The following is a 24353-nucleotide window of genomic DNA, read 5'->3' as shown; positions in this document are numbered from 1 at the left end:
CTAAAATCGCGGGCTGCTCTTCCCTCCAGCTTTTCCGGCGCCTCGACGCCCGGCCTGTCGTCATGAACCTCAGCTCCCTCACCGCCCTCTCGCCGCTCGACGGCCGCTACGCCTCTCGCATGGGGCCGCTGCGAGGCCTCCTGTCCGAGTTCGGCCTGATGCACCGCCGGGTGCAGGTGGAAGTGGAGTGGTTCATCGCGCTCTCGGATGCCGGCTTCGCCGAGTTCAAGCCGCTCACCGGCGCCGGCCGCGGCCTGCTGCGCGGGCTCGTCACGCGCTTCTCCGAGGCCGATGCGCAGGCCATCAAGGAGATCGAGAAGACCACCAACCACGACGTGAAGGCGGTGGAGTACTGGCTCAAGAGCCGCTTCGAGAACAGCGCCGAGCTCAAGGCGGCGTCGGAGTTCGTTCACTTCGCCTGCACCAGCGAAGACATCAACAACACGAGCCACGGCTTGATGCTCAAGGCCGCGCGGCAAGACGTGCTCTTGCCCACGCTCGACAAGATCATCGGCGCGCTCACCACGCTCGCGAAAGACCTGGCCGACGTGCCCATGCTCGCGCGCACCCACGGCCAGACCGCCAGCCCCACGACGGTGGGCAAGGAGGTCGCCAACGTGGTGGCCCGCCTGCAGCACGCCCGCGCGCGCATCGCCGGCGTGAAGCTGCTCGCCAAGATGAACGGTGCCGTCGGCAACTACAACGCCCACCTGTCGGCCTACCCCGACTTCGACTGGGAGTCCTTCAGCCGCAAGGTCATCGAGAAGCAGCTCGGCCTGGAGTTCAACCCCTACACCATCCAGATCGAGCCGCACGATTACATGGCCGAGCTGTTCGATGCGGTCACCCGCACCAACACCATCCTCATCGACTGGTCGCGCGACGTCTGGGGTTACATCAGCCTCGGCTACTTCAAGCAGCGCACCAAGGCGGGCGAGATCGGCTCGTCGACCATGCCGCACAAGGTCAACCCGATCGACTTCGAGAACGCCGAGGGCAACTTCGGCCTCGCCAACGCGCTGCTCAGCCACCTGAGCCAGAAGCTCCCCATCAGCCGCTGGCAGCGGGATCTGACCGACAGCACGGTGCTGCGCAACATGGGCGTGGCCATCGGCTACGCGGTGCTCGGCTACGACAGCCTGCTGAAGGGCCTCGGCAAGCTCGAAGTCAACCGCGAGGCGCTCGCCGCCGACCTCGACTCGGCCTGGGAAGTCTTGGCCGAGCCCATCCAGACCGTGATGCGCCGCTACAAGCTGCCCAACCCGTATGAGCGCCTGAAGGAGCTGACGCGCGGCAAGGCCATCACGCGCGAGGACATCCAGGCCTTCATCGGCACGCTCGAAATCCCCGAGAGCGAGAAGACCCGCCTGATGGCGATGACGCCCGGCAGCTACACCGGCCAGGCGGCGGCGCTGGCCGGGCGCATCGATGGTGGGATCAGCTCGGGCGCTTGATCAACCCGCCAGGCCTTCGGCCTTCAGCGCCGCCTGCACCTGCGGGCGCGCTGCCACACGGGCGAGGTAGCGCTTCAGGTTCGGCACGTCCGACAGCGGCAGGCCGAGGAAGTTCGACCAGTTCACGATCGTGAACGCATAGGCGTCGGCCACGCTGAACTCGCCGGCCAGGTACTCGCGTGAGGCGAGGTGGCGGTCGAGTTCGGCGAAGCGCGTGGCGAGCTTCTCGCGCACGGCCTGCTTCGTCGAGTCGGCCGTTTCCTTGTGCCACAGCCAGGGGCTGAAGGCCTTGTGCAGCTCGCTCGCCACGAAGGCGAGCCATTGCGTCACCTGCAGGCGGCGCTCGCTGCGCGGTGCGCCGATGAGCGTGAAGTCGGCATCCTGGTCGGCGATGTGCGCCAGCAGCGCGGCCGCTTCGGTGTGGCGGCTGCCGTCGTCGAACTCGAGCATCGGCACGTAGCCGCGCGGCGAGAGGTCGAAGTAGTTGCGGCCGTCGTCGAGCGTGTGCTTCGCGAGGTCGACCTTCACCAGGTCGAAGGCCTGGCCGGCTTCGCGCAAGGCGATGTGGACGGCGAGCGAGCAGGCACCGGGGGCGTGGTAGAGCTTCATGGTTCAAGTCCTTTCAGGGTTGAGGAATGATCAGGCGCGCGAGGCGCCGAGGGTGAGGAAGGGGCTGCGCTTCACGCTGTAGTCGCCATCGCCGAGCAGCCAGTGCACGAGCGAGGCGGCGGCGAGGAACACCGGGTACTCCCAGCCGCCGCCGGTGCTGGTGTGCAGCCAGCCGTTGGGCAGGTGTACCCAGGCGGCGGCCAGCAGCACCGGCACCAGCAGCAGCGAGACCTGGCGGGCGTACACACCCGCCAGCAGGGCGATGCCGCCCAGCAGCTCGGCGGCGAACACCGGGTAGGCCAGCACACCGGGCAGGCCGATGGACTCGAAGAACTGCGCCGTGCCGGGCAGCGTGAAGACGATGAGCTTGAGCAGTGCGTGGGCGATCCACATCGTGCCGAGGGCGACGCGCAGCAAGAGCAGGCCGAGGGAGGTGGAAGGGGTCATGGAAAAGCTCCGTTGAGTGATGACGGAGCGAAATCTATGATTGCGGGGGTGCAGTTGAAATAGGCAGATCGACAAGCGATGAATGCATCCATGCAATCGACTCTCGGCGCGGCCGAGCTGGCGGTGCTGCTGGCGCTGGTGCGCGGCGGCAACCTCGCCGCGGCGGCGCAGCTCGCGGGCGTCGACGGATCCACCGTCTTTCGCACCGTGCAGCGCGCCGAGAAGGCGCTGGGCCAGCGGCTCTTCGAGCGCTCGCGCAGCGGCTACCAGCCGACCGAACTCGGCCAGCGCCTCGCCCACCACGCCGAGCGCATCGAGGCCGAGCTGGAAGCGGCGCGGGCCGAGGCGCGGCTCGATGCCGGCGCGGTGAGCGGCGTGGTGCGCATCGCCACGGCCGACACGTTGCTCAAAGGCCTCTTGATGCCGGTGCTCAAGCCCCTGCACGAAGCCCACCCCGGCCTGCGGCTCGACATCACTGCGCGCAACGAGCTCGCCAACCTCACGCAACGCGAGGCCGACATCGCCCTGCGGGCCACCGCCAAGCCGCCGCCGCACGTGGTGGGCCGCGAGCTCGGCACGGTCCGCAACGCGGTGTTCGCGCCCAAGCCTGCGGGCCGGCGTGCGCGCGCGGTCGACCTGAGCACCGCAGCGTGGATCAGCGTCGACGACGCGATGCCCGACCACCCCTCGGTCCGCTGGCGCCGCAAGCACTTCCCGCGTGCCGAGCCGGTGCTGTGCGTCAACAGCGTGCAGGCCGTGTTCGACGCGGTGGTGGCTGGCTTGGGCGTGGGCTTGGTGCCCGTCTTCCTGGCCCGAGATCGCAACGACGTCATGCAGGTGAGCGAGCCCGTGCCTGAGTGCGACGTGCAGCTCTGGCTGCTCACGCACCCCGAGTCGCGCCACCTGCGGCGCATTGCCACCGTGGCGTCGCACCTTGCCGAGCACATCGCTCTTTGATGTCGACCGTCCGCTCCGCTCCCTAAAATCCGCTCCTCATGAAATTCACCGACCAGCTCGCCGCCGCTCAGCGTGGCAACGATTCCCTGCTCTGCGTGGGCCTCGACCCCGAGCCGGGCAAGTTCCCCACCAAGTGGAAGGGCGACCCCGGTCGCATCTACGACTTCTGCGCCGCGATCGTCGATGCGACCAAAGACCTGGCCTGCGCCTTCAAGCCGCAGATCGCCTACTTCGCCGGCAACCGCGCCGAAGACCAGCTCGAGCGCCTGATGGCCCACATCAAGCGCGTGGCGCCTGGCGTGCCGGTGATCCTTGATGCCAAGCGCGGCGACATCGGCTCCACCGCCGAGCAGTACGCACGCGAAGCCTTCGAGCGCTACCAGGCCGATGCCGTCACGCTCTCGCCCTTCATGGGCTTCGACTCCCTCGAGCCTTGGCTGCGCTACAGCGGCAAGGGGCTGATCCTCCTGTGCCGCACGTCCAACCCCGGCGGCTCCGACCTGCAGGCGCAGAAGTTGGCGAGCTCAGATGGAAAAGCGGGCGACCTGCTGTACGAGCACGTCGCCAAGCTCGCACAAGGCCCGTGGAACACCACCGGCCAGCTCGGCCTGGTGGTGGGCGCGACCTTCCCCAGCGAGATCGCCCGCGTGCGCGAACTCGCGCCCACGCTGCCGCTGCTGATCCCCGGGGTCGGCGCGCAAGGCGGTGATGCCGTGGCCACGGTGAAGGCCGGCTTCAAGCCCGGCGGCACCATCGTCGTCAACTCCTCGCGGGCGGTGCTCTACGCCTCGTCGGGCGACGACTTCGCGAGCGCCGCGCGGGCCGTGGCGGTGCAGACGCGTGCGGCGTTAAATGCCGCACGGTCATCCTCCGCAGCCGGGTAAACCACCCATCGCACGCCCGTGCAGAGCGCGGGACACTTGCGGCTGGCCGTGGCGCCTGAGCGTGCCCAGGCTGCCGCATGACAGAAGTACACGACACGTCCGAGGGAAGCGCCGCCGCTGCCACGCGCGACGGCCTCAATGCCACCATCGCCCGCCTGTTCTTCGGGCTGGGCTGCGGCATGTCGCTGGTCGGTGCGGCGGCCTATGGGCTGCTCGGCCTCACCCTCGAGCCGGGCATGCGGGCCATGCTGGTCACGGTGTGTTCGGTGCTGGCCCTCGTCTTCGCGCTCTCCATGGTGCTGCTGCGCCGTGCACCGCTGTCGACGGTGATGCTGGTGGTGGGCTGGAGCGGCGTGACCGTGGTCACGCTCACCGCGGTCGGGGTCGGTGAAGGGGTGCGCAGCCTGAGCCTCGGCTTCTTCGGGCTCATGGTGTGCCTGGTGACCGTGCTCACCAGCCTGAGGGCCGGCCTGGTGCTCGCGCTCGGCTGCGTGGCGGCGGTGCTCGCCCTCACCTGGGCCGAGTCGGCCGGGCTGCTGCAGGGCGGCCTCGCGCTGCAGCGAAACCCGACCGCGCTGCACGTGATCGCGCATCTGATGCTGCTCGCCTCTGCGGTGGTGACCGGCACGCAGATGTCGCGCATGATCAACCGCGCCATGCGCGACGCCGAAGAGCGCCAGCAGCGGTTCCGCAACCTGCTCGCCATCGCCGCCGACTGGTACTGGGAGCTCGACGCCGACCTGCGCTTCAAGCGCATCGACACCCACGTGCACGCGAGCGCCGGCCCGGCCGCCGAAGCGCGCATCGGCCAGCGCCCCTGGGAGAGCTCGCAGCTCGACATGGACCCGATCGCGCTTGACCTGCACCGCCAGGACCTCGAGGCGCACCGCCCCTTCAGCGACCTGCCGGTGCGCTACCGCTCGCCCTCGGGCCGCATGCTGCACTTCAGCGTGAGCGGGCGACCCCGGCACGACGAGGACGGCAAGTTCCGTGGCTACTGGGGCGTGGGCCGCGACATCACGCCCGAGGTGCAGGCGCGCGAAGCGCACCGCGCCAGCGAGACGCGCTACCGCGAGCTGTTTGCGATGTCGCCCACGCCGCTGGTGCTGCACCGCGGCGGCATCACCATGCTCGCCAACGAAGCCGCGGCGCGCCTCTTCGGCTTTGCCAGCCCCGAGGCCATGGGCGGCTTCAACCTCGAGCAGCTCTACCCGGTGCCGCAGCGTGGGCTGCTGCACGACCGCATCTGCATGCTCAACAGCTACCCCATCGGCAAGACCCTGGATCTGGCCGAGTTCCAGCTGCAGGCGATCGACGGCCGGCGCCTCACGGTACAGGCCAGCGGCTCGCGCGTGAGCACCAGCGACGGCACGGCCTTGCTGTCGATGTATTACGACGTGACCGAGCGTGTGAGCACCGAGGCGCAACTGCGCCGCTCGCAGGCGATGCTGTCGCACCTCTTCGCCACCAGCCCCGACTTCATCACGCTCAGCGACATGGAGACCGGCGTCTACGTGATGGTCAACGAGAGCTTCACGCGCATGTTCGGCTACAGCGCGGGCGAGGTCGTCGGCAAGAGCGCGCTGGAACTCGGCATCTGGTACGAGCCGGCCGACCGCAAGAAGATGGTGGCCGAGCTGCTGGCGCACGGCGGCGTCAACGAAGTGGAGACGCTCTTCGTGCACAAGTCGGGCGCGCCGGTCACGCTGATGATGTCGGCCGGCCGCTTCTCGATGGACGGGCGCGACTACCTCGTGGTCAACGGCCGCGACGTGACCGAGATCCAGCGCACGCGCCTGGAGCACGAGGCGATTCTCAAGAACGCGTCGATCGGCATCGCGCTCACGCGCAACCAGCGCTTCCTGCAGGCCAACCCGAGCTTCGAGCGCATGTTCGGCTGGGCCAGCGGCGAGCTGATCGGCAAGCCCGGCGCGGTGGTGTGGGCCACCGAAGACGACTATGCCGAGGTCGGCCGCATCGCCGGGCCGCTGCTCTCGGAGGGCAAGCCGGTCGAGATCGAACGCCAGATGCTGCGCCACGACGGCACGCTCTTCTGGTGCCGCCTGCTCGCGCAGGTCGTCGACCCCGGCCACCCGAGCATGGGCGGCACCATCTGGATTGCCGAAGACGTGACCGAGCGGCGCCAGATCGAGCAGGCGCTCGCTGCGGCGCGCGACGTGGCCGAAGCGGCGAGCCGCGCCAAGAGCGCCTTCCTCGCCAACACGAGCCACGAGATCCGCACGCCGCTCAACGGCCTGCTGGGCCTGGCGAGCCTTGCGATGCAAAAGGGTGTCGACGAGCAGCGGCGCATGCAGTACCTGGAGCAGATCCAGGACAGCGCGCAAAGCCTCTCGGGGATCATCAGCGACATCCTCGACCTGTCGAAGATCGAGGCCGGCAAGTTCAGCATCGAGGCCGTGCCCTTCAATCTGCGGCACCTGCTGAAGGCCGTGCACCACGCCTACCAGTCGCTCGCCACGGCCCGCTCGCTGCAGCTGCATCTCGAGATATCGCCCGAGGTGCCGGCCACGGTGCTGGGTGACCCGGTGCGGCTGCGGCAGATCCTGAGCAACTACATCACCAACGGTTTGAAGTTCACCGAGCGCGGCGAGGTGCGGCTGGAGGTGACGATGTCGTCCCACACCGCGCGTGCCGGGCAGGTGCGCTTCACGGTCAGCGACACCGGCCCGGGCATCGACACCGCCACGCAGAAGCGCCTCTTCCAGCCGTTCACGCAGGCCGACGATTCAACGACGCGGCGTTTCGGCGGCACCGGCCTCGGGCTCTCGATCTGCAAGGAGCTCGCGGAGCTGATGGATGGCGCGGTGGGCGTCGACAGCACCCCCGGCATCGGCAGCCGCTTCTGGGCCGAGTTGCCCTTGCCGCCGACGGACCTGCCGGTGATCGACCCCCGCGTGGAGGCCGAGGACATCCAGCGCCTCGAAGGCCTGCGCGTGCTGCTGGTGGAAGACAACCCGGTCAACATGATGATCGGCGTGGCCATGCTGGAGCAGTGGGGCGTGGAGGTGACGCAGGCGGCCGATGGCGCCGAGGGCGTGGCCGCGGTGGAGCGGGCGCAGGCGGCGCAGCGGCCGTTCCATGTGGTGTTGATGGATGTGCAGATGCCGCGCTTGAGCGGGCATGAGGCGGCGCGTCAGCTGCGGTGTCTGTACTCCCCGGAGGAGTTGCCGATCATCGCTTTGACGGCTGCGGCGCTTGTGTCCGAGCGGGAGGAGGCGTTGGCTTCGGGGATGAATGATTTTTTGACGAAGCCGATTGATGTGCACAAGTTGAGGGTGGCGTTGATTCGGGCTCTTGGGTGAAGGGGTTCACTGCGTGGCGGCTTTGCCGGGATTTCGCCCCGGCAGGCGAGTCCCTTTTCTTTGCTTGCCCAAAGAAAAGGAACCAAAAGAAAGGGCACCCCGTTCGCCGGTCGGCCTAGGGCCGACTGCTCTGCGCTGCTCGGTCTTTGTGGGTCGGGCAGAACTCGCTACGCGGCCGTTGGCCGCTGCGCTCAAACAGCTGCCCGAAGTCAGTTCACAAAGCGCGCTGACGCGCGCCCCACAAAGCCCTGCGCTGCTCGACGGCTCTCAAGGGCCCCGGGAAACCCTCGCCAGCTTCGCTGGCCTCGTACTCTCGGCTCGCTTCGCCTCGTGCTGGATCACCCTCACCTCCCTCACCGTTCGGGCTGAGCCTGTCGAAGCCAGCGCATGGCACCGGCCCTTCGACAAGCTCAGGGCGAACGGGGGTGGGGAATGAGGCGATGCGAAGCGAGCCGTATCGCACCGCTTCCCGTGGGTGGCGTCGAGGAGCGCAGGGCTTGAGGGGCGCGCGCGTCAGCGCGCATCAACAACTGACTTCGCGCCGCCTGTCTGAACGTAGCGCCCTGCGGGCGCGAAGTGAGTTCGGCGCGGCCCCTCGAGCCCGAGCACCGCAGAGCAGTCCGGCCTCCGGCCGGACCGCCACCGTCGGGTCGCCTTTTCTTGGTTACTTCTTTTGGCGAAGCAAAAGAAGTAACTCGCCCGCCGGGGCGAGACCCGGCAAGCAGCCACGCAGTGAAATTCACATCCGAGGCGGCACCACCGGCAACGAAGACGACAACCCCCCATCCACCGGAATCGCCTGCCCATTCACATAAGACGCCTCATCGCTCACCAGAAACAGCGCCGCATACGCAATCTCATGTGGCAAGCCCCCACGCCGCAGCGGGTTCAGCTGCCCGATCTTGTTCTCGGTCCCCCGCTCGCGCGCCCGCTCGAACACCGGCTTCGTCATCCCGGTCTCGATCAACCCCGGGCAGATCGCATTGATCCGCACCCCGGTGCCGCCAAACTGGTTCGCACTCGTCTGCACCAGGCTGATCACGCCCGCCTTGCTGGCGCTGTACGGCGGCCCGCCCGCCCCGGAGCGCAGCCCGGCCACCGACGCGGTGCAGATGATCGAGCCGTGCCCGGCCGGCACCATCACGCGGGTGGCGTACTTGATCGCGAGAAACGTCCCGACCAGGTTGATCGAGAGGATGCGGTTCCATTCCTCCACCGTCCACTCGTCGAAGGCGCGCATGCCGCCGCTCACGCCGGCGTTGGCGAAACACACGTCGAGCCCGCCGTGCTGGCGTACTGCGGTTTCGATGTAGTCGGCGACCGCCTCCTCCTGCGAGGTGTCGCGCACGAGCGCGAGGGCGGTGCCGCCGGCCGCGCGGATGTCGGCGACGGTGGCCTCGACTTCAGGGGCGCGGTCGACAGCGACCACCTTGGCGCCCTGCTCGGCAAAAAGCTTGGCGGTGGCGCGGCCGATGCCGCTGGCGGCGCCGGTGACGACGGCGGATTTGCCTTCAAGACGTTTCATGGGGTGCTCCGTACCGATGTTTCCAAATCGCCAAGCATAGGCGCAGGCGCGGCCACCCGGCCCCGGTGCGATCCCGAGGCAAGGGTGTCGTGCAGGCGACGCCGTTCTGCTTTAGTATGATGATCATCATGTAAAGGAGAAGCCCATGAGCGACACCACCTTGACCGTCGACCCTGCCATCGCGCGCGCGGCGCTGGCCTTTCTCACGCCCTCGCCGCTTGCCAAGGCGCCGTCGCTTGATTTCCTGCCCGGCGCGCGCCGTCGGCTGATCGACAGCCCAAGCGGCGCGCTGGCCGTGGCCGAGTGGGGCGACGGGCCGGCGGTGCTCTTGCTGCATGGCTGGGACGGCAAGGCCAGCGACCTCGCCGCGTTTGCGCCGCCGCTGCTGGCGGCCGGCCACAAGGTGATGGCCGTCAACCTGCCGGCGCACGGCGATTCGGCGGGCGAGCGCACCTCCATCCCGGGCTCGGCGCGGGCGTTCGTCGCAGCTCAGGACGCGCTGGGCCCGCTGCACGCGGTGGTGGCGCACTCCATCGGCACGGCGGTCACGGTGGAGGCGGTGGCGCTCGGCCTGCCGGCGCAGCGGCTTGCGCTGATCTCGGCGCCGGCGCGTTATGCGATGTATGCGAAGGGCTTCGCGGCGCAGGCCGGCCTGTCACCCGAGCAGACGGAGCAGATGCTGCAGGTGTTGCGCGAGATGGGTGTCGACGTGCACGCGATCTCCACGCCCCGCCGCGCTGCGGGTTTGCAGCAGCCGGTGCTCTTCGCCCACTCGGCCGACGACCGTGTGGTGCCGATCGCCGATGCCGAGGCCAGCCATGCGAAGTGGGCCGGGCCGGCGCAGTTCCTGCGGCTCGAGGGCCTTGGCCACCGGCGCATCCTGCAGGCGCCCGAGGTGGTGGCGGCGGTGACGGCTTTCGTCACCGCGCCCTGAGCGGCCTCAGCCGGCCAGCCGTTGCCCCGAGGTCACCGGCCACTGGCCGCCCAGCGTGCGTGTGGCGGTTTCGGCGGCAGTGAAGAGCAGCGAGTTCATGCGCTGCACGGCGAGGTCCGAGAAGCGCTCGAGCGGCCCCGACAGCGACAGCGCGCCCAGCAGGATGCCAGCCGGGCCGAACACCGGCGCGGCCACCGCACCGCACAGCGGGTCACGCTCGCCGAAGGAGTTGTGCAAGAGCGGCGTGTCGCCGGCCACGTTGAGGCCACCGGCAAATGCCTGCAGCACCTTGCCGGCCGCGCCGCGGTTGAGCGGCAGCACGTCGCCGGCGCGCACGCGGTCGAGCGTGGAATGGGCCGAGTCGATGCGGAAGAGGCACAGGCGCGAATCCTTGCCGTGCCGCACGTGGAACGACGGGCTTTCGGTGCCCTTGCTCACCAGCCATTCGAGCACCGGTTGCACGCCCTCCTTGAGCCCGTAGGTCTGCTCGAACGAGCGGCCGAAGAGGAAGGCCAGCGGCCCGAGTGCGTAGCGCTTGTCGCTGCGGTGCACGACGAGGCCGGCGCGCGCCAGCGAGGCCAGCAGGCGCAGCAGCGTGCTCTTGTACATGCCGGTGCGGCGCGCGAGTTCCGCGAGCGTGAGCGGCGCGCTGGCGCGGGCCAGCGTGGTGGCGATCGACAGCGCACGGTCCACCGCGGCCACACCGTCGGCCGGGGCCGAGGGCGGAGGGGCCACGGTGGGCGTGTCGTGCGCGAGCACGGCAGGAGCGGGCGCCACGGGGGTGGTGGCGGTGGGGGGCGTCAAGACATGGGACACGGAGACCTCCGAATACACCCGCGTGGTGAGGCACGGAGGGTGTTCTGCTAAGTGGAATTTCGATTCTCTTTGTGGCATCAGTGTGCGGCAGCAAAGGGGTCGACCGTTCCTCGGGTGATCCCTATTGACCTGCCGGCCGGCTGGTTCGGATACTGAAAAAACGGACCATGAGTTCCATTCAACAGAACTCGCGGAATTCACCGGGCCCACCGGAATTCACAGGAGGCGAACCGATGACCCCTCGCAAGGCCAGAAGAGCTCTTTGCCTCGCCGCGGTGCTGTGCGCCGCGGTGGGTGCCGCCCCCGCGCAGGCGCAGGGCTACCCGGCCAAGCCGATCCGCTTCGTGGTGGGCTTCAGCCCCGGCAGCTCGATCGACACCGTGGCGCGCATCGTGGCCGAGCACCTGAAGACGAAGCTCGGCCAGCCGGTCACCGTCGACAACCGCACCGGCGCCAACGGCATGCTCGCGGCGAGCGAACTCGCCCGCTCGCCCGCCGACGGCTACACCGTGCTCGTGAGCAACTCCAGCACCATCACCGTCAACCCGCTGCTCTACGGCAAGAAGATGGCCTACGACGTGGAGCGCGACCTCGCGCCGGTGTCGCTGGTGGTGTCGGTGCCCTTCATCCTGACCGTCAACCCCGAGAAGGACACGACGGCCAAGGTGATGAACGTGCCCGACTTCGTGAAGGCCGCGAAGGCGAATTCGCTCGCCTACGGCTCGGCCGGCATCGGCAATCTCACGCAGCTGAGCATGGAGCTGCTCGCGCAGCAGTCGGGCATGAAGATCACGCACGTGCCCTACAAGGGCTCGGCGCCGGCGCAGCTCGCCTTGCTCGGCAAGGAGGTCGACGCCGCCTTCGACAACCCGGCCGCGATGCAGCAGATCAAGGCCGGCAAGCTGCGCGCGATCGCGGTCTCGTCGGCGCAGCGCTGGCGCGACCTGCCCGAGGTGCCGAGCATCGCCGAGCAGGGTTATCCGGGCTACGACATCTCGTTCTGGGTGGGCGCCTTCGTGCCGGCGAACACGCCGCCTGCGGTGGTGAAGGTGCTGGCCGATGCGATGAAGGCTGCCACCGAAGACCCGGCCACCCGCGCCCTGCTCGCGCAGCAGGGGAACATCCTGGCGCTGGGGCCGAAAGACTTTGCCGCGCGCATCAAGAGCGAGACGGCGCAGTACGCCGAGATCATCAAGCGCTCCAACATCGAGCTGAAGGAATGAGCTCTCCCTGGCAGGCCGAACTCGATGAACTGGCGAAGCGCCAGCAGCTTGCCGCGCGCATGGGCGGCGACGAGAAGCTCAAGCGGCACCGCGACAACGGCAAGCTGCCGGTGCGCGAGCGCATCGCGGCGCTCGTGGACGACGGTTCGTTCATCGAGGTCGGCGGCCTGGCCGGCAGCGGCCAGTACGACGAGCGGGGGCAGCTGAAGGACTTCACCCCGTCCAACGTGCTGATGGGCCGCGCGCAGGTGGCGCAGCGGTCGGTGGTGGTGGTCGGTGACGACTTCACCGTGCGCGGCGGCGCCAACGATGGCGCGGTGGGCGACAAGCTCATCGTCGCCGAGCAGATGGCGCACGACCTGAAGCTGCCGCTGATCCGCCTGGTCGACGGCACCGGCGGTGGCGGCTCGGTGAAGAACATCGAGCTCAAGGGCCACACGCTGCTCCCGAAGCTCAAGGCCTGGCCCTACATCGCGCGCAACCTGGCCACCGTGCCGGTGGTGTCGCTCGGCCTCGGCTCGGTGGCCGGCATGGGCGCGGCGCGTGTCTCGGCGGCGCACTACTCGTTGATGGTGAAAGACATCTCGCAGGTCTTCGTCGCCGGCCCGCCGGTGGTGGAGCGCACCGGCCAGAAGATCGGCAAGAACGAACTCGGCGGCAGCCACATCCACACCCGCAACGGCGTCGTCGACGACGAGGTGGCGAGCGAGGCCGAGGGCTTTGCGCGGGCGCGGCGCTTCCTCTCCTACCTGCCGTCGTCGGTGCACGGGTTGCCGCCTCGCAGCGACGTGGGACGCGAGCAGGCGAGCGATCCCACCCTGCTGCGCAACGCGATCCCGAAGAACCCGCGCGCCGTCTACAAGGTGCGCAGCATCGTGGAATCGGTGGTCGATGCTGGCAGCTTCATGGAGATCGGCCGCCACTGGGGCCGTGCCATCGCCACGGGCCTCGCGCGCCTCGACGGCTGGCCGGTGGCGGTGATCGCGAGCGACCCGTATCACTACGGCGGTGCGTTCGACCGGCTGAGCGCCGAGAAGTACACCCGCTTCATCGATTTCGCCGAGCTCTTCCACCTGCCGGTCATCAACTTCGTCGACATCCCGGGCTTCCGCATCGGCCTCGAAGCCGAAGAGGAAGGCGTGATGCGGGCCGGCGTGCGCGCGCTCACGGCCTTGTCGCAGACGACGGTGCCCTGGTGCAGCTTCATCCTGCGCAAGGCCTTCGGCGTGGCCGCGGCCTCGCACCAGCACCCGGAGCGTTTTGCCTTCCGCTATGCGTGGCCCTCGGCGCAATGGGGCTCGCTGCCCATCGAGGGTGGCCTCGAAGTCGCCTACAAGGCCGAGATCGAAGGCGCCGCCGACCCCGAGGCCAAGCGCGCCGAGATCGAGGACCGAGTGCGCGGCCTGACCTCGCCCTTCCGCAGCGCCGAGGCCTTTGTGGTCGAAGACATCGTCGACCCGGCCGACACGCGCAAGCTGGCCGTCGAGTTCGCCAACCTCGCGGCGCCCTTGCGCGTGGCCGGCGTGACGCGATTCGCCTTCCGCCCGTGAACGAGCACCACCCGCTCAGCCTGAGGTATCGAAGGGCCGCGCCGACCGTGCCGGGCTTCGATACCTCAGCCTGAGCGGCCCTGCCACTTTCAAGACACTGCCATGCCCCAGATCGAATCCCCCCTCACCGGCCGCGTGCTGTCGGTCCTCGTCGCCGAAGGCGATGCCGTCACGCCCAGCATGTCGCTGATGCTCATCGAGTCGATGAAGATGGAGATCCCGCTCGAAGCCGAGACTTCCGGCGTCGTTGCCCGCGTGCTGGTGGCCGAGGGCGACGAGATCAGCGAAGGCCAGGCGGTCATCGCGCTCTCGTAAGCGATGCTCGACAAGACCGTCGCCACCTTGGCCGACGCCGTGCGCGGCGTGCACGACGGCGCCACGCTGCTCGTGGGCGGCTTCGGCGTCTCGGGCGTGCCGCAGGAGCTCCTGTGCGCGCTGCTCGAACAGGGCGCGCGCGATCTCGTGGTCGTCAACAACAACGGCGGCAATGGGCCCAGGGGCCTGAGCCAGCTGATCGAAGCCGGGCGTGTGCGCAAGGTGATCACCTCGTATGCGCGCTCGGCCAACCCGGCGCGGCCGAGTGCGCAGGCGCTGGCCGAGGCCTACCACGCGGGGCGTGTCGAACTCGAATGCGTGCCGCAGGGCACCATCGCCGAGCGGCTGCGCGCAGCCGGCGCCGGCATCGGGCCCTTCTTCACGCCGGTGTCGTATGGCACGCCGCTCGCCGAAGGCAAGGAGGCACGCGTGATCGACGGCATCGGCTACGTGCTCGAACACCCGCTGCACGGCGACTTCGCCTTCGTGAAAGCGCAGGCCGCCGACCGCCACGGCAACCTCGTCTTCAAGAACGCCGAGCGCAACTTCGGCCACGTGATGGCCACCGCCGCGAAGACGACGGTGGTGCAGGTGGAAGAGATCGTGCCGCTCGGTGCCATCGCGCCCGAGCAGGTGATGCTGCCCGGGATCTTCGTGCAGCGGGTGGTGCAATGCCGTCACGAGCCGTGGATATGAGTCATACACCGTTGACACGCATGCAGATGGCCCAGCGCGTGGCGCAGGACATCCCCGACGGTTCGTATGTGAACCTCGGCATCGGCATCCCCACGCTGATCGCGAAGTGCCTGCCGACCGAACGCGAGGTCATCCTGCACAGCGAGAACGGCATCCTCGGCATGGGCCCGGGGCCGGCGCAGATCACCGACGTGAGCCTCATCAACGCGAGCAAGGAGCAGGTCACGCTCCTGCCCGGCGCAGCGCTCTTCGACCATGTGCTCTCGTTCGCGATGATGCGCGGCGGCCACCTCGACCTCACCGTGCTCGGCGGCTTCCAGGTGTCGCAGAACGGCGACCTCGCCAACTGGGACACCGGCGCCCCCGGCGCCATCCCGGCGGTCGGCGGCGCGATGGACCTCGCCGTGGGCGCTCGCCGCATGTTCGTGGTGATGGAGCACGTCGACAAGCAAGGCCGCCCGAAGCTCGTGCGCGAGTGCAGCTACCCGCTCACCGGCCGCGGCGTGGTGGACCGCGTGTACACCGACCTCGCGGTGATCGACGTTGACGCCGGCGAGCTGCGGGTGCGCGAGATCGTGCCGGGGCTGGACTTTGATGGACTGCAGGCCTTGACGGATGCACGATTGACGAACGCCCTCTCAACACACGACAGACGATGAGCGATCTTCCCGCCCGCGGCCTCACGCAGCCCGACCCCGCCCGCCACGTCTTCGACGAAACCCTGGGCCGCGCCCCCGCGCGCGGGCGCATGCAGGGCCGCTCGGTGCTCGTGGTCGGCGCCGGCCAGCAGGTGGTGCCCGACGACCCGTCGCCGCCCACCGGCAATGGCCGCGCCATCGCGGTGCTGCTCGCGCGCGAAGGCGCGCACGTGGCCTGCCTCGACCGCGATGCCGCGGCGGCGCAGGCGACGGTCGACCTGATCCAGCGCGAAGGCGGCCAGGCCTTTCCCGTGATCGCCGACGTGGCGCAGCCGCCCGACATCGAGCGTGCGGTGCAGGAGAGCCTGGCGGCGATGGGAAAGCTCGACGGCCTGGTCATCAACGTCGGCATCGGCGGCCCGCCGCTGCTGGCCGGCCAGACGCCCGACGCGTGGGACGCCGCGATGGCCGTCAACCTGCGCGCCCACATGCTTTTCTGCCGAGCCGGCCTGCCGGTGCTGGCACCCGGCAGCGCCATCGTCTTCATCTCGTCGACGGCGAGCCTGCGCCCCGGCACGCGCATCCCGTCGTATGACACCTCAAAGGCCGCGCTCGCCGGGCTGTGTCGCCACGTGGCCCTCGAAGGCGAAGCGCTCGGCGTGCGCGCCAACGTGCTCGCCCCCGGCCCCATCGACACCCCGCTCGGCCGCAACGCCAGCGCCCGCCGCCCGGCCCGCGCGGCGCAACGCCTGCCCTTCGGCCGCGAAGGCACGGCGTGGGAGGTGGGCTACGCCACACTCTTCCTCCTCTCGCACGAGGCTTCGTTCGTCAACGCCCAGGTGATCGTGGCCGACGGCGGCATCACCGGCCTGCAGCTGCGCTGAAAGGAAGACCATGCCCCGCATTCCCTGCATCACCGACGAAGAGGCCGGCCCGCCCGAGCTGGTCGAAGCGATCCGCAAACGCCGTGGCGGCCGGCTCGCCGAGCTCGACCGGCTGCTGCTCTACAGCACCCCGTTCGCCACCGGCTGGGGCTTGATGATGGGTCGCGTGCGCACCGAGCTGTCGCTGTCGCCCTTGCTGCGCGAGATCGGCATGCTGGGCGTGGCGGTGCTCAACGGTGCGGAGTACGAGTTCCACCACCACAGCCAGCCCTTTCTCGACGCGGGTGGCACGCCCGCGCAGCTCGAGGCTTTGCGCAAGCTGCCGGCGATCGACGCCTCGCGCTTCAACGCCACCGAGCGGGCCGCACTGCAACTCACGGTGGAGATGACACGCGACGTGAAAGTGGCCGATGCCACCTTCGCCGCGGCGCGTGCGGCGCTCGCCAACGACACCCACCTCGTCGAGCTGATCGCGGTGATCTCGTCCTACAACATGGTGTCGCGCTTCCTCGTGGCGCTCGACCTCACGCCTGAATAGCTTCTTCAACCAACCTTCAAGGGAGACAACATGAGTGCAGAGACCCAACTGCTGGAGATGATCGCCACCAAGGCCGCCTACCCGGCCTCGATGCTGATGCCCCTCTTCGACCAGCTCAAGCCCATCAGCGCCGCCGAGATCATCGGCATGTGGCGCGGCGGCAAGTTCGACGGCGGCAAGGACCCCGACCCGATCAAGTGGTACGGCAAGCGCTTCGTCTCGCGCGAGCACGTCGACCCGCTGATGTGTCGCGCCGAAGACGGCTCCATCTATTCCTACGACAAGCTCGGCTTCGCGCAGCTGCGCGAGGTGGCGCACAACGGCGTGGTGTCGGCCGCGCTGATCTACGACAAGCAGCCGATCATGGATTACTTCCGCAAGGTCACCGACAACGTGATCATCGGCCTCGGCGACATCAAGGGGAAGCCGCTGGACTTCTTCTTCCACCTCACCCGCGAGTGAACGACAGGCATCTTTGCCTGGGCTTTACAGAGCGGCCATGACGGCCCGGGGGCGCCGGCGCGATGATCCGGCGCATCGCCCACGCCCAACCGGAGCCCCTCATGATGAGCCCCCGTGACCAGGCCGCCCTCGTGCTGGCGGCCGTCGCCGCGTTGACGGCAACGCACAGCCAGGCGCAATCGATGCGCTGCAAGAACGACCTCGCCAACGTCGGCGAGGGCAAGGCCTCGGTTCTGCAGAAATGCGGCGAGCCGGTGCACCGCGAGTCGTTCTGCAAGCCCGTCGCGCAGACGCCGACCCCGGCCCCAGGCGGCACGACCATCGTCAACGTGACGCCCTGCGAGACCGTCGACGAGTGGACCTACAACCCCGGGCGAGGCCAGTTCATGACCACCCTGCGCTTCGAGTCGGGCCGGCTCGCGGCCATCTCCTATGGCGATCGGGTGAAGTAGGGCGGTGACTTGAAACCGGCGGGCCGGGGCCTCAACTGGCAGGTCTCCCCGCTTCAAAGGCCCGCGCGTGACCCTCTTTGTCGCCTTCGGTGTGATGGCGCTGCTCGTGGCCTGGTTCGCCGGCCAGCCGCTGTGGGTGGCGCTGCGGCGTGCGCGTGTACGCCGCCAGCCGTTTCCACAGGCCTGGCGCGAGATCCTGCGCCGCCGAGTGCCCTATGTGCGGCACCTGCCGGCTGACCTGCAGCTGCAGCTGAAGAAGCACATCCAGGTGTTCGTGGCCGAGAAGCCCTTCATCGGCTGCGCTGGCCTCACGGTCACCGACGAGATGCGCATCACCATCGCGGCGCAGGCCTGCCTGCTGCTGCTCAACCGGCGGCGGCCGGCGTATTACCCGTTGTTGCGGCAGGTGCTGGTCTACCCCGGCGCCTTTGCCGTCGACCGGGTGCATGCCGATGGCAGCGGTGTGCTGCAGGAGCAGCGGCTCGCGCTCTCGGGCGAGTCGTGGTCGCAGGGCCAGGTGATCCTGTCGTGGCAAGACACGCTCGACGGCGCCGCCTCGCCGGGCGATGGGCAGAACGTGGTGATCCACGAGTTCGCGCACCAGCTCGACCAGGAAAACGGTGCTGCCAACGGCGCCCCGCACGTGCCCGGCCGCCGCGCGCGCGAATGCTGGGCGCAGGTGATGACGGCCGAGTTCGCGCAGCTGCAGTCGGCCGTCGAGGGCGGCATGCCGACGCTGCTCAACCCCTATGGCGCCACCCACCCGGCCGAGTTCTTCGCGGTGGCGAGCGAGGTCTTCTTCGAGCAGCCGCAGGCGCTGGCCGAGCGGCACCCCGCGCTGTATGACGAGCTCGCGCGCTGCTACCGGCTGAACCCGCTGTCCTGGTCGTGACCGAGGGCCGACCCCGGACAAACCCATGAATGTGCAAAAAGCACATTCAGGTAGAGTCGGCCTTCCCGTGGCCCGTCCGTGCACGCATTGTTCCTCGACGACCTCACCCCGCCGCCTGCCACTCCGCCCTCCGCGCCCGACGCGTCGGCGGTGCTGGCCGCCTGCCGCGCGCTGCTGAGGCCGCTGGCCGAACTGGCGATCGCCCGCGGCCTGCACCACGCCGACATTGACGAGCTGCTGCGCGGCGCCTTCGTCGACGCCGCCCTCGCCGCCCACCCCGATGTGACGCCGCACCGGGCGGTGAGCCGGGTCAGCACCGCCACCGGCCTGCACCGGCGCGAGGTGAATCGACTGCTGCAGCGAGAGCCTGTGCTCACTGCCAAGCGCACGCCGGCCACCCAGGTCTTCACCCGTTGGCTCAGCGACCCGGCCTGGCGCGAGCAGACCTCGCTGCCGCGCCAGGGCGCCGGGGCCAGCTTCGAGGCCCTGGCCCAGTCGGTCACGAAAGACGTGCACCCGCGCAGCCTGCTCGAAGAGCTGAGCCGCCTGGGGCTCGCGCGGCTCGACGAGTCGACCGACCGGGTCGAACTCCTGCTCGAACGTTTCACCCCCGCTGGAGACGAGCCGCGCATGCTCGGCTTCGTGGCCAGCAACGTGGGCGACCACCTGCGTGCCGCGGTGGCCAACGTGCTCGCGCCCAAGCCGCTGCACCTGGAGCAGGCCGTGTTTGCCGACGAACTCTCGGCCGAATCGGTGCAGCGGCTGCAGCCGCTGATCCGCGAGCAATGGCAGCACCTGCTGCGGGCGCTGGCGCCCGTGCTGCAACAGGCGATCGACGATGACGCCGCGAACGGCCGCCCGCAAGACCAGCGCCTGCGCGTGGGCCTCTACGGCTACCACGCACCGATGCAAGACGGTGCCGCCGCCGCGCCCGACGCCTCCCCACCTGACGAGACCGAGAAGGCCCCGCGGCGCGCTGCCGCCCGCAAGGCCGCACGAAGGAGCAGCCCATGAAGCGCCTGCGGTTCACGGCGTCCTCATCCACCACCGCCGCGCTTTCGCTGGCGGCCGTGCTGGCCCTCCTGCTGCTGGCCGCGGTGCTGCCCGGTTGCGGCGGGGTCGACAGCGGCGGCACCGGCCAGACCGTGGAAGACCCGAGCACCACCTCCGGCCGCCTGAGCGGCTTCGGCTCGGTGATCGTCAACGGCCTGCGCTTCGACGACGGCCAGGCGATCGTCATCGACGACGACGGTGTGATGCACCCGCGCAGCGACCTGCGCCTGGGCATGGTCGTCGAGGTGCAGGGCCGGCTGCGCGGCAACTCCGGCCAGGGCACGGCGCGGCAGATCCAGTTCGGCCATGAGATCGCGGGGCCGGTGGAGTCGGTCGACGTGCCGGGCTCGACGCTCGTGGTACTGGGCCAGACGGTGCTCGTCGACGCCGACACGCTCTTCGACGGTTATGCCGCTGGCCTCGCCGACGTGCTGGCGGGCCAGCTGGCGGCGGTGCACGGCTTCTACGACCCGAGCGCGGGCCGCTACACCGCCACGCGCATCGAGCGGCGCGCGTCGCTGGCGCAGTACACGCTGCGTGGCCGCATCAGCGCCCTGCAGGGCCCGCCGGTGCGCACCTTCGCGATCGGGGCTGCGCTCATCGACTACGGCAGCGTGGCCCCGGCCTCGCTGCCGACGCTCGCCGACGGGCTGTCGGTGCGGGTGAGCCTCAACACCACGCCGGTGTCGGGGCGCTGGGTGGCGAGCTCGGTGCACAGCGCGCAGCGCCAGTTCCCCGACGACGACGAGGCCGAACTCGAGGGCTTCGTGAGTGGCTATGCCAGCAGCGCCAGTTTCCGTGTGGCCGGCTTGCCGGTGGACGCGAGCGGCCCCGGCGTGAGCGTGCGCCACGGCACGCTGGCCGACCTGGCCGATGGCGAGCGCGTGGAGGTCGAAGGGGTCATGCGGGCCGGAGTGCTGGTGGCCAGCGTGGTCGACTTCAAGCGCGGCGGCCGGCAGGAGTTCGAGCTGCACGGGGCGGTCGAGTCGATCGACTTCGGCGCGCAGACCCTGGTGCTGCGCGGCGTCACCGTCGCCTGGGACGGCAGCACCCGCTTCGCCGCCGGCAGCGCCGGCGATCTCGCGGTCGGCGCCCGGCTCGAGGTGCGCGGCCTGCCCTCGGGCGGCGTGCGGATCCACGCCGATTCCATTCGATTCGAACGATGAAGACCGACCTCAACCCCTCGCCACGCCGGGCGCCGCTCTGGCACGAGCGCCACGACGCTCCGACCTTCATCGCCGGCAGCCGCCGCACCCACGTGCTGGTGGTGGAAGACGACCCGGTGCAGGCGCTGCTGCTCACGCTGATGCTCGACCACCACGGCGTCGACGCCACGCTCGTCACCGATGGCGAGCAGGCCGTCGCGGCGGTGAAGGCCGGGGGCTACACGCTGGTGCTGATGGACTACCTGATGCCGGTGGCCAACGGCATCGAGGCCACGCGGCAAATCCGCCAGTGGGAGCGCGAGCACCATCGCATGCGCACGCCCATCGTCGCCGTCACGGCGAGCGCGATGAGCACCGAATGCGAGGCCTACCGCGCGGCGGGGATGGATGATGTGATCCTCAAACCTTTCTCGGCCCGCGCCCTGGCCGACGTGCTGGCCCGCCACGGCGGCACACGACCCCAGGGTGCCTTTGTTCACGGAGCAGTGTCATGAAGCAGTTTTCGAATCTCTTGGGCCTCGCGGCCGCCGTTGCGGCCCTGGCATGCGGCGGCGCCGCCTCGGCGCAGACCAGCGTGGGTGTGTCGGTGCAGGTGGCGCAGCCGGGTGTCTACGGCCGCATCGACATCGGCAACATGCCGCCCCCGCCCGTGGTCTACGCACGGCCGGTGGTGATCGCGCAGCCGGCCGTCGTGGTGCCGGCGCAGCCGGTGTACCTCTACGTGCCGCCCGGCCACCAGAAGAACTGGCGCAAGCACTGCCGCCGCTACAACGCGTGCGGGCAGCAGGTGTACTTCGTCAAGGAAAGCTGGGTGCGCGAGCGCTACGAGCACGAGCATGGCCGCGGCGGTCCGAAGGACAAGCACCCGGGCAAGGGCCATGGCAAGGGCCACGGCAAGGACCGCGACTGACGTGCGATGACGCCTCCCCGGCCGATGGACCCCATCGGCCAGGGGAATGACTCCTCTTAGCCGACCAGGCGCCCGTAGCGGTCGATCGCGATCAGGTCGACGTACTGCGAGCCCTGCGTCACGCCGGGTGCGAACTCCACGCGGTAGCCACCGAGGTCGGTGCGCAGGCCGGCGATCGATTCCTTCAGGCGCGCACGGCTCACCCGCTCGCCACCGCTCACCTTGAGTGCGGCACGCGCCGCTTCGATGGCGGTGCGGCCGGCGATGTAGCCCTCGAGCGTGGTGATGCCGAGCTTGGCCTCACCGCCGAACGCGGCGAAGTCCTGCTTGGCGCGGCTCACCACGTTGGCGGCACCCGAGTTCGGGCGCGGCACCACCATGCTCATGATGCAGCTCTGCTTGCGCGCGGTGAGCGTGTCCATCAGCCCCTGGCCGGCATACGACGAGGCGTAGAAGAGCCCCGGGTACTTCGCGTTCGACATGTGGTCGATGATGGTGGCCACCGGGCCGGCGTTGGCCGAGATCAGCACGATGTCGACTTTCGCGGCCAGCAGCGAGGCGGCCACGTCTTCGAAGTTGGTGCCGGCGCGTTCGATCGCGATCGACACCGTCGGTGTGATCTGCACCGCGTTGAGCGCCTGCGTCATCACCGCCAGGTTGGCCGGCGAGGTGTCTTTCAGGTACACGTAGCCGATGCGGCGCATGCCGAACTCCTTGATGTAGTTCGCCATGCGCTTGTATTCGAGGTCGTAGCCGGCGCGCACATGGAACACCCCGCCCGACACGCCGGTGCGCAGGCCCATGTTGCCGCTGGCCGTGCCCAGCAGTGCCATCTGTTCCTTGTTGGCCAGCGGCACGCAGGCCTCGGCCGCGATGCCGTTGGTGAGGCCGACGATGGCCGACACGCCACCTTCGACGAGCGTGTTCACGTTCTGGATGCAGCGGTCTTTCACGCCACCGTCGTCCAGCGTCACGAGTTCGAAGCGCGGGCTGCCCGGCACGGCCGAGGCCGCGGCGAAGGCGGCGGTGATGCCGTCGCGGATGTCCTTGCCGTAGCTGGCCTGGCCGCCGCTCAGCGAGGCCGATTGACCGAACTTGATGACCGGGCCGTTGGCGGCGCGGCTGGCCGCCCAGGGGCCGAGCATGCTGCCGGCGACGATGGCGGGGCTGCCGATCACGAGGTGTCTGCGCTTCATTTCAACTCTCCCTAGCTAGAACAGTGGACCTGAGAAAGAACTGCCGTCCGTCCGCGGAGGACGGGTGGGGTGACGGGTTCTCGGCCGACTTTTTTCACGGTTGAGGGTTGTGTACAGATTGATACGGTCGCTGCATTTCGGTTGCAGCTGCGGTTCGTGAAGTGACGCACAACGTCACTTCAGACGCGGATCGAGCGCGAATTTGTGCGCAATGACGACGCGTTGTATCAGTCGTTTACGAATTGACACAGCCCGCAGCGCCCCAAGACACTGGCCTCACCGCAGCACACGGAGCCTTGACGCCATGAAGACCGCACGCACTGCCGCCCGCCTGATCGCGTTTTCTCTCGTGCTCGCCGCCGTGGGCGCGCAGGCCTTCCAGCTGCGCGGCTTCCGCGGCGTCGAGTGGGGTGCCGAAGCCGAGCGGCTCGGGCCCGATGCGACGGTCGTGTCGCGCGAAGGCGAGCTGACCTGCTACCAGCGCGCCAACGAGAACCTGCTTTTCGGCGACACCGAACTCAAGGCGGTGCACTACTGCTTCGTGAACGACCGCCTCTACACCGTGCGGCTCGAAGCGGCGGTGGGCGCAAAGGCGCTGGCCGCCGAAGTCGAGCGTGCCTACGGCCGCCCCGATGCACGCCGTGGCCTCAACGCCACCTGGGGCCGCAAGGCGACCGACGCGCGGGGCGAGCTGGTCTCGCGCGGCGAACACTCGCAGCTGACGCTCTCGCCCGACAGCTCGCGCAAGACCGAGCTGGCGCTGCGCAGCAGCGCCGCGCCCACGCCCGGCTTCTGATTCAGCGCGCCGCCTTCTCCACCCAGTCGGCCACCGCGCCCGCCGCGGCGCCCTGCGTGCGCAGGCCGCGGGCCACCCCTTCGCGGTTGGCGGCCGGGTGGTTCTGGCTCATCTTCCATTTGCCGCGCAGCGAGGTGAGCGGGATCTCGAGGCCCACGATGCCGCGCAGCATCGCGTCGAGGTAGTCGGCCGGCGCATCGCTCACCTGCCACGGCACGGCCTGCGTCGATTCATGCCGCAGCGTGAGCCGGGTGACGAGGCGGCGCAGCCATTCCACGTCGTCTCGCACCACGAGCCGGCCGCGCGCCTGTACCACGATGTAGTTCCAGGTCGGCACCGCCTTGCCGTTCTCGGCTTTGCTCGGGTACCAGCTGGGTGAGATGTAGGCCTGCGGGCCCTGGAAGACGACAAGCACATCGCTGTCGGCGGCGTCTTTCCAGACCGGGTTGGCGCGGGCCACGTGGGCGGTGAGCACCCCGGCGCCACCGGGCTGCGCGTCGTACAGGAAGGGCAGGGGGTTGGCGTCCAACCCGTTGGCACCGTGCGTGATCAGGAGGCCCAGCGGGTGGTCGTGCAGCAGCTGCTGCAGCGGCTCGGGCCGCGTCTCGTCGAAGTGGCTCGGGGTGTACATGG

At 69.4% G+C, this 24353-nt stretch carries 26 protein-coding genes; 20 read left to right on the top strand and 6 right to left on the bottom strand.

The window, feature by feature from the left end:
• Positions 1–62 precede the first annotated feature (62 nt).
• Positions 63–1454 (top strand): adenylosuccinate lyase, encoded by a 1392-nt coding sequence (gene purB / locus KF892_14880; GenBank protein MBX3626299.1) that lies wholly within the window; start codon positions 63–65, stop codon positions 1452–1454.
• Here the strand turns inward: purB and gstA are convergent, their stop codons facing one another.
• Positions 1455–2063 carry a glutathione transferase GstA gene (gene gstA, locus KF892_14875; GenBank protein ID MBX3626298.1) on the bottom strand — a complete coding sequence of 203 codons (609 nt, stop codon included), beginning with the start codon at positions 2061–2063 and terminating at the stop codon, positions 1455–1457.
• A 30-nt stretch (positions 2064–2093) separates the two neighbouring features.
• Positions 2094–2510 (bottom strand): DoxX family protein, encoded by a 417-nt coding sequence (locus KF892_14870; GenBank protein MBX3626297.1) that lies wholly within the window; start codon positions 2508–2510, stop codon positions 2094–2096.
• Between the two features lie 78 nt (positions 2511–2588).
• Here KF892_14870 and KF892_14865 point away from each other — a divergent pair, with 78 nt between their 5' ends.
• From KF892_14865 to KF892_14855, 3 genes are all read left to right on the top strand, one after another.
• Entirely contained in the window at positions 2589–3467 is an 879-nt protein-coding gene (locus KF892_14865; protein MBX3626296.1) for a LysR family transcriptional regulator, read from the top strand.
• Positions 3468–3505: 38 nt separating this feature from the next.
• Positions 3506–4351 carry an orotidine-5'-phosphate decarboxylase gene (pyrF, locus tag KF892_14860; GenBank protein MBX3626295.1) on the top strand — a complete coding sequence of 282 codons (846 nt, stop codon included), beginning with the start codon at positions 3506–3508 and terminating at the stop codon, positions 4349–4351.
• Between the two features lie 77 nt (positions 4352–4428).
• The gene (locus KF892_14855; protein MBX3626294.1) at positions 4429–7674 is read left to right on the top strand and encodes a PAS domain S-box protein; all 3246 of its coding nucleotides are present in this window, start codon (positions 4429–4431) and stop codon (positions 7672–7674) included.
• Between the two features lie 739 nt (positions 7675–8413).
• Here KF892_14855 and KF892_14850 read toward each other — a convergent pair.
• The gene (locus KF892_14850) at positions 8414–9199 is read right to left on the bottom strand and encodes an SDR family oxidoreductase (protein ID MBX3626293.1); all 786 of its coding nucleotides are present in this window, start codon (positions 9197–9199) and stop codon (positions 8414–8416) included.
• A 145-nt stretch (positions 9200–9344) separates the two neighbouring features.
• On the opposite strand from KF892_14850, the gene KF892_14845 reads away from it, so the two are divergent.
• Positions 9345–10133 carry an alpha/beta hydrolase gene (locus KF892_14845; GenBank protein ID MBX3626292.1) on the top strand — a complete coding sequence of 263 codons (789 nt, stop codon included), beginning with the start codon at positions 9345–9347 and terminating at the stop codon, positions 10131–10133.
• A 6-nt stretch (positions 10134–10139) separates the two neighbouring features.
• On the opposite strand, the gene KF892_14840 is transcribed toward KF892_14845, so the two are convergent.
• Positions 10140–11027, bottom strand: a complete 888-nt coding sequence (locus tag KF892_14840; GenBank protein MBX3626291.1) for a helix-turn-helix domain-containing protein — start codon at positions 11025–11027, stop codon at positions 10140–10142.
• Positions 11028–11182: 155 nt separating this feature from the next.
• Here KF892_14840 and KF892_14835 point away from each other — a divergent pair, with 155 nt between their 5' ends.
• The 14 genes from KF892_14835 to KF892_14770 all read left to right on the top strand — a co-directional run bounded on the left by KF892_14835 (position 11183) and on the right by KF892_14770 (position 21728).
• Entirely contained in the window at positions 11183–12172 is a 990-nt protein-coding gene (locus KF892_14835) for a tripartite tricarboxylate transporter substrate binding protein (GenBank protein MBX3626290.1), read from the top strand.
• Positions 12169–13722, top strand: coding sequence for a methylmalonyl-CoA carboxyltransferase (locus KF892_14830; GenBank protein MBX3626289.1), 1554 nt, complete (start codon positions 12169–12171; stop codon positions 13720–13722). Before KF892_14835 ends, KF892_14830 begins: the two co-directional genes overlap by 4 nt.
• A 102-nt stretch (positions 13723–13824) precedes the next feature.
• Positions 13825–14037 carry an acetyl-CoA carboxylase biotin carboxyl carrier protein subunit gene (locus KF892_14825; protein ID MBX3626288.1) on the top strand — a complete coding sequence of 71 codons (213 nt, stop codon included), beginning with the start codon at positions 13825–13827 and terminating at the stop codon, positions 14035–14037.
• A gap of 3 nt (positions 14038–14040) precedes the next feature.
• Positions 14041–14733 carry a 3-oxoacid CoA-transferase subunit A gene (locus KF892_14820; protein MBX3626287.1) on the top strand — a complete coding sequence of 231 codons (693 nt, stop codon included), beginning with the start codon at positions 14041–14043 and terminating at the stop codon, positions 14731–14733.
• Positions 14730–15392, top strand: a complete 663-nt coding sequence (locus KF892_14815; protein ID MBX3626286.1) for a 3-oxoacid CoA-transferase subunit B — start codon at positions 14730–14732, stop codon at positions 15390–15392. The genes KF892_14820 and KF892_14815 overlap by 4 nt, the downstream gene beginning before the upstream one ends.
• Complete coding sequence (locus tag KF892_14810; protein MBX3626285.1) at positions 15389–16255, top strand: SDR family oxidoreductase; 867 nt, start codon at positions 15389–15391, stop codon at positions 16253–16255. Before KF892_14815 ends, KF892_14810 begins: the two co-directional genes overlap by 4 nt.
• A gap of 10 nt (positions 16256–16265) precedes the next feature.
• Positions 16266–16793 (top strand): carboxymuconolactone decarboxylase family protein, encoded by a 528-nt coding sequence (locus KF892_14805; protein ID MBX3626284.1) that lies wholly within the window; start codon positions 16266–16268, stop codon positions 16791–16793.
• Between the two features lie 30 nt (positions 16794–16823).
• Entirely contained in the window at positions 16824–17255 is a 432-nt protein-coding gene (locus KF892_14800) for a DUF4334 domain-containing protein (GenBank protein ID MBX3626283.1), read from the top strand.
• A gap of 101 nt (positions 17256–17356) precedes the next feature.
• Positions 17357–17707, top strand: coding sequence for a DUF2845 domain-containing protein (locus KF892_14795; protein MBX3626282.1), 351 nt, complete (start codon positions 17357–17359; stop codon positions 17705–17707).
• Positions 17708–17801: 94 nt separating this feature from the next.
• A complete protein-coding gene (locus tag KF892_14790) occupies positions 17802–18599 on the top strand; it encodes a zinc-dependent peptidase (protein ID MBX3626281.1) in 798 nt (265 codons plus the stop codon).
• A gap of 78 nt (positions 18600–18677) precedes the next feature.
• The gene (locus KF892_14785; GenBank protein ID MBX3626280.1) at positions 18678–19613 is read left to right on the top strand and encodes a hypothetical protein; all 936 of its coding nucleotides are present in this window, start codon (positions 18678–18680) and stop codon (positions 19611–19613) included.
• A complete protein-coding gene (locus KF892_14780; protein ID MBX3626279.1) occupies positions 19610–20818 on the top strand; it encodes a hypothetical protein in 1209 nt (402 codons plus the stop codon). Before KF892_14785 ends, KF892_14780 begins: the two co-directional genes overlap by 4 nt.
• On the top strand, positions 20815–21312 hold the full coding sequence (locus tag KF892_14775) for a response regulator (GenBank protein ID MBX3626278.1): 498 nt from the start codon (positions 20815–20817) through the stop codon (positions 21310–21312). The genes KF892_14780 and KF892_14775 overlap by 4 nt, the downstream gene beginning before the upstream one ends.
• The gene (locus tag KF892_14770; protein ID MBX3626277.1) at positions 21309–21728 is read left to right on the top strand and encodes a hypothetical protein; all 420 of its coding nucleotides are present in this window, start codon (positions 21309–21311) and stop codon (positions 21726–21728) included. Before KF892_14775 ends, KF892_14770 begins: the two co-directional genes overlap by 4 nt.
• Positions 21729–21784: 56 nt before the next feature.
• Here the strand turns inward: KF892_14770 and KF892_14765 are convergent, their stop codons facing one another.
• Positions 21785–22924 carry an ABC transporter substrate-binding protein gene (locus KF892_14765; protein MBX3626276.1) on the bottom strand — a complete coding sequence of 380 codons (1140 nt, stop codon included), beginning with the start codon at positions 22922–22924 and terminating at the stop codon, positions 21785–21787.
• Positions 22925–23228: 304 nt separating this feature from the next.
• On the opposite strand from KF892_14765, the gene KF892_14760 reads away from it, so the two are divergent.
• Positions 23229–23720 carry a hypothetical protein gene (locus KF892_14760; protein MBX3626275.1) on the top strand — a complete coding sequence of 164 codons (492 nt, stop codon included), beginning with the start codon at positions 23229–23231 and terminating at the stop codon, positions 23718–23720.
• A gap of 1 nt (position 23721) precedes the next feature.
• Here KF892_14760 and KF892_14755 read toward each other — a convergent pair whose 3' ends face one another.
• A complete protein-coding gene (locus KF892_14755; GenBank protein ID MBX3626274.1) occupies positions 23722–24351 on the bottom strand; it encodes an FMN-binding negative transcriptional regulator in 630 nt (209 codons plus the stop codon).
• Positions 24352–24353: the final 2 nt, after the last annotated feature.

It is taken from the genome of Rhizobacter sp. (assembly GCA_019635355.1).
GTDB lineage: Bacteria > Pseudomonadota > Gammaproteobacteria > Burkholderiales > Burkholderiaceae_C > Rhizobacter.
Note: the sequence above shows the minus strand (reverse complement) of the source record. Positions and strands in the feature narration are given on the sequence as shown.

Bases quoted from the DNA above. Each gene is read 5' to 3' on its own strand.
- KF892_14810 (MBX3626285.1), top strand. From the start codon at position 15,389: ATGAGCGATCTTCCCGCCCGCGGCCTCACGCAGCCCGACCCCGCCCGC.
- KF892_14755 (MBX3626274.1), bottom strand. From the start codon at position 24,351: ATGTACACCCCGAGCCACTTCGACGAGACGCGGCCCGAGCCGCTGCAG.
- KF892_14845 (MBX3626292.1), top strand. From the start codon at position 9,345: ATGAGCGACACCACCTTGACCGTCGACCCTGCCATCGCGCGCGCGGCG.
- KF892_14815 (MBX3626286.1), top strand. From the start codon at position 14,730: ATGAGTCATACACCGTTGACACGCATGCAGATGGCCCAGCGCGTGGCG.
- KF892_14775 (MBX3626278.1), top strand. From the start codon at position 20,815: ATGAAGACCGACCTCAACCCCTCGCCACGCCGGGCGCCGCTCTGGCAC.
- gstA (MBX3626298.1), bottom strand. From the start codon at position 2,063: ATGAAGCTCTACCACGCCCCCGGTGCCTGCTCGCTCGCCGTCCACATC.
- KF892_14835 (MBX3626290.1), top strand. From the start codon at position 11,183: ATGACCCCTCGCAAGGCCAGAAGAGCTCTTTGCCTCGCCGCGGTGCTG.
- KF892_14820 (MBX3626287.1), top strand. From the start codon at position 14,041: ATGCTCGACAAGACCGTCGCCACCTTGGCCGACGCCGTGCGCGGCGTG.
- KF892_14850 (MBX3626293.1), bottom strand. From the start codon at position 9,199: ATGAAACGTCTTGAAGGCAAATCCGCCGTCGTCACCGGCGCCGCCAGC.
- pyrF (MBX3626295.1), top strand. From the start codon at position 3,506: ATGAAATTCACCGACCAGCTCGCCGCCGCTCAGCGTGGCAACGATTCC.
- purB (MBX3626299.1), top strand. From the start codon at position 63: ATGAACCTCAGCTCCCTCACCGCCCTCTCGCCGCTCGACGGCCGCTAC.
- KF892_14770 (MBX3626277.1), top strand. From the start codon at position 21,309: ATGAAGCAGTTTTCGAATCTCTTGGGCCTCGCGGCCGCCGTTGCGGCC.
- KF892_14830 (MBX3626289.1), top strand. From the start codon at position 12,169: ATGAGCTCTCCCTGGCAGGCCGAACTCGATGAACTGGCGAAGCGCCAG.
- KF892_14765 (MBX3626276.1), bottom strand. From the start codon at position 22,924: ATGAAGCGCAGACACCTCGTGATCGGCAGCCCCGCCATCGTCGCCGGC.
- KF892_14865 (MBX3626296.1), top strand. From the start codon at position 2,589: ATGAATGCATCCATGCAATCGACTCTCGGCGCGGCCGAGCTGGCGGTG.
- KF892_14855 (MBX3626294.1), top strand. From the start codon at position 4,429: ATGACAGAAGTACACGACACGTCCGAGGGAAGCGCCGCCGCTGCCACG.
- KF892_14805 (MBX3626284.1), top strand. From the start codon at position 16,266: ATGCCCCGCATTCCCTGCATCACCGACGAAGAGGCCGGCCCGCCCGAG.
- KF892_14790 (MBX3626281.1), top strand. From the start codon at position 17,802: ATGGCGCTGCTCGTGGCCTGGTTCGCCGGCCAGCCGCTGTGGGTGGCG.
- KF892_14825 (MBX3626288.1), top strand. From the start codon at position 13,825: ATGCCCCAGATCGAATCCCCCCTCACCGGCCGCGTGCTGTCGGTCCTC.
- KF892_14795 (MBX3626282.1), top strand. From the start codon at position 17,357: ATGATGAGCCCCCGTGACCAGGCCGCCCTCGTGCTGGCGGCCGTCGCC.
- KF892_14760 (MBX3626275.1), top strand. From the start codon at position 23,229: ATGAAGACCGCACGCACTGCCGCCCGCCTGATCGCGTTTTCTCTCGTG.
- KF892_14840 (MBX3626291.1), bottom strand. From the start codon at position 11,027: ATGCCACAAAGAGAATCGAAATTCCACTTAGCAGAACACCCTCCGTGC.
- KF892_14800 (MBX3626283.1), top strand. From the start codon at position 16,824: ATGAGTGCAGAGACCCAACTGCTGGAGATGATCGCCACCAAGGCCGCC.
- KF892_14780 (MBX3626279.1), top strand. From the start codon at position 19,610: ATGAAGCGCCTGCGGTTCACGGCGTCCTCATCCACCACCGCCGCGCTT.
- KF892_14870 (MBX3626297.1), bottom strand. From the start codon at position 2,510: ATGACCCCTTCCACCTCCCTCGGCCTGCTCTTGCTGCGCGTCGCCCTC.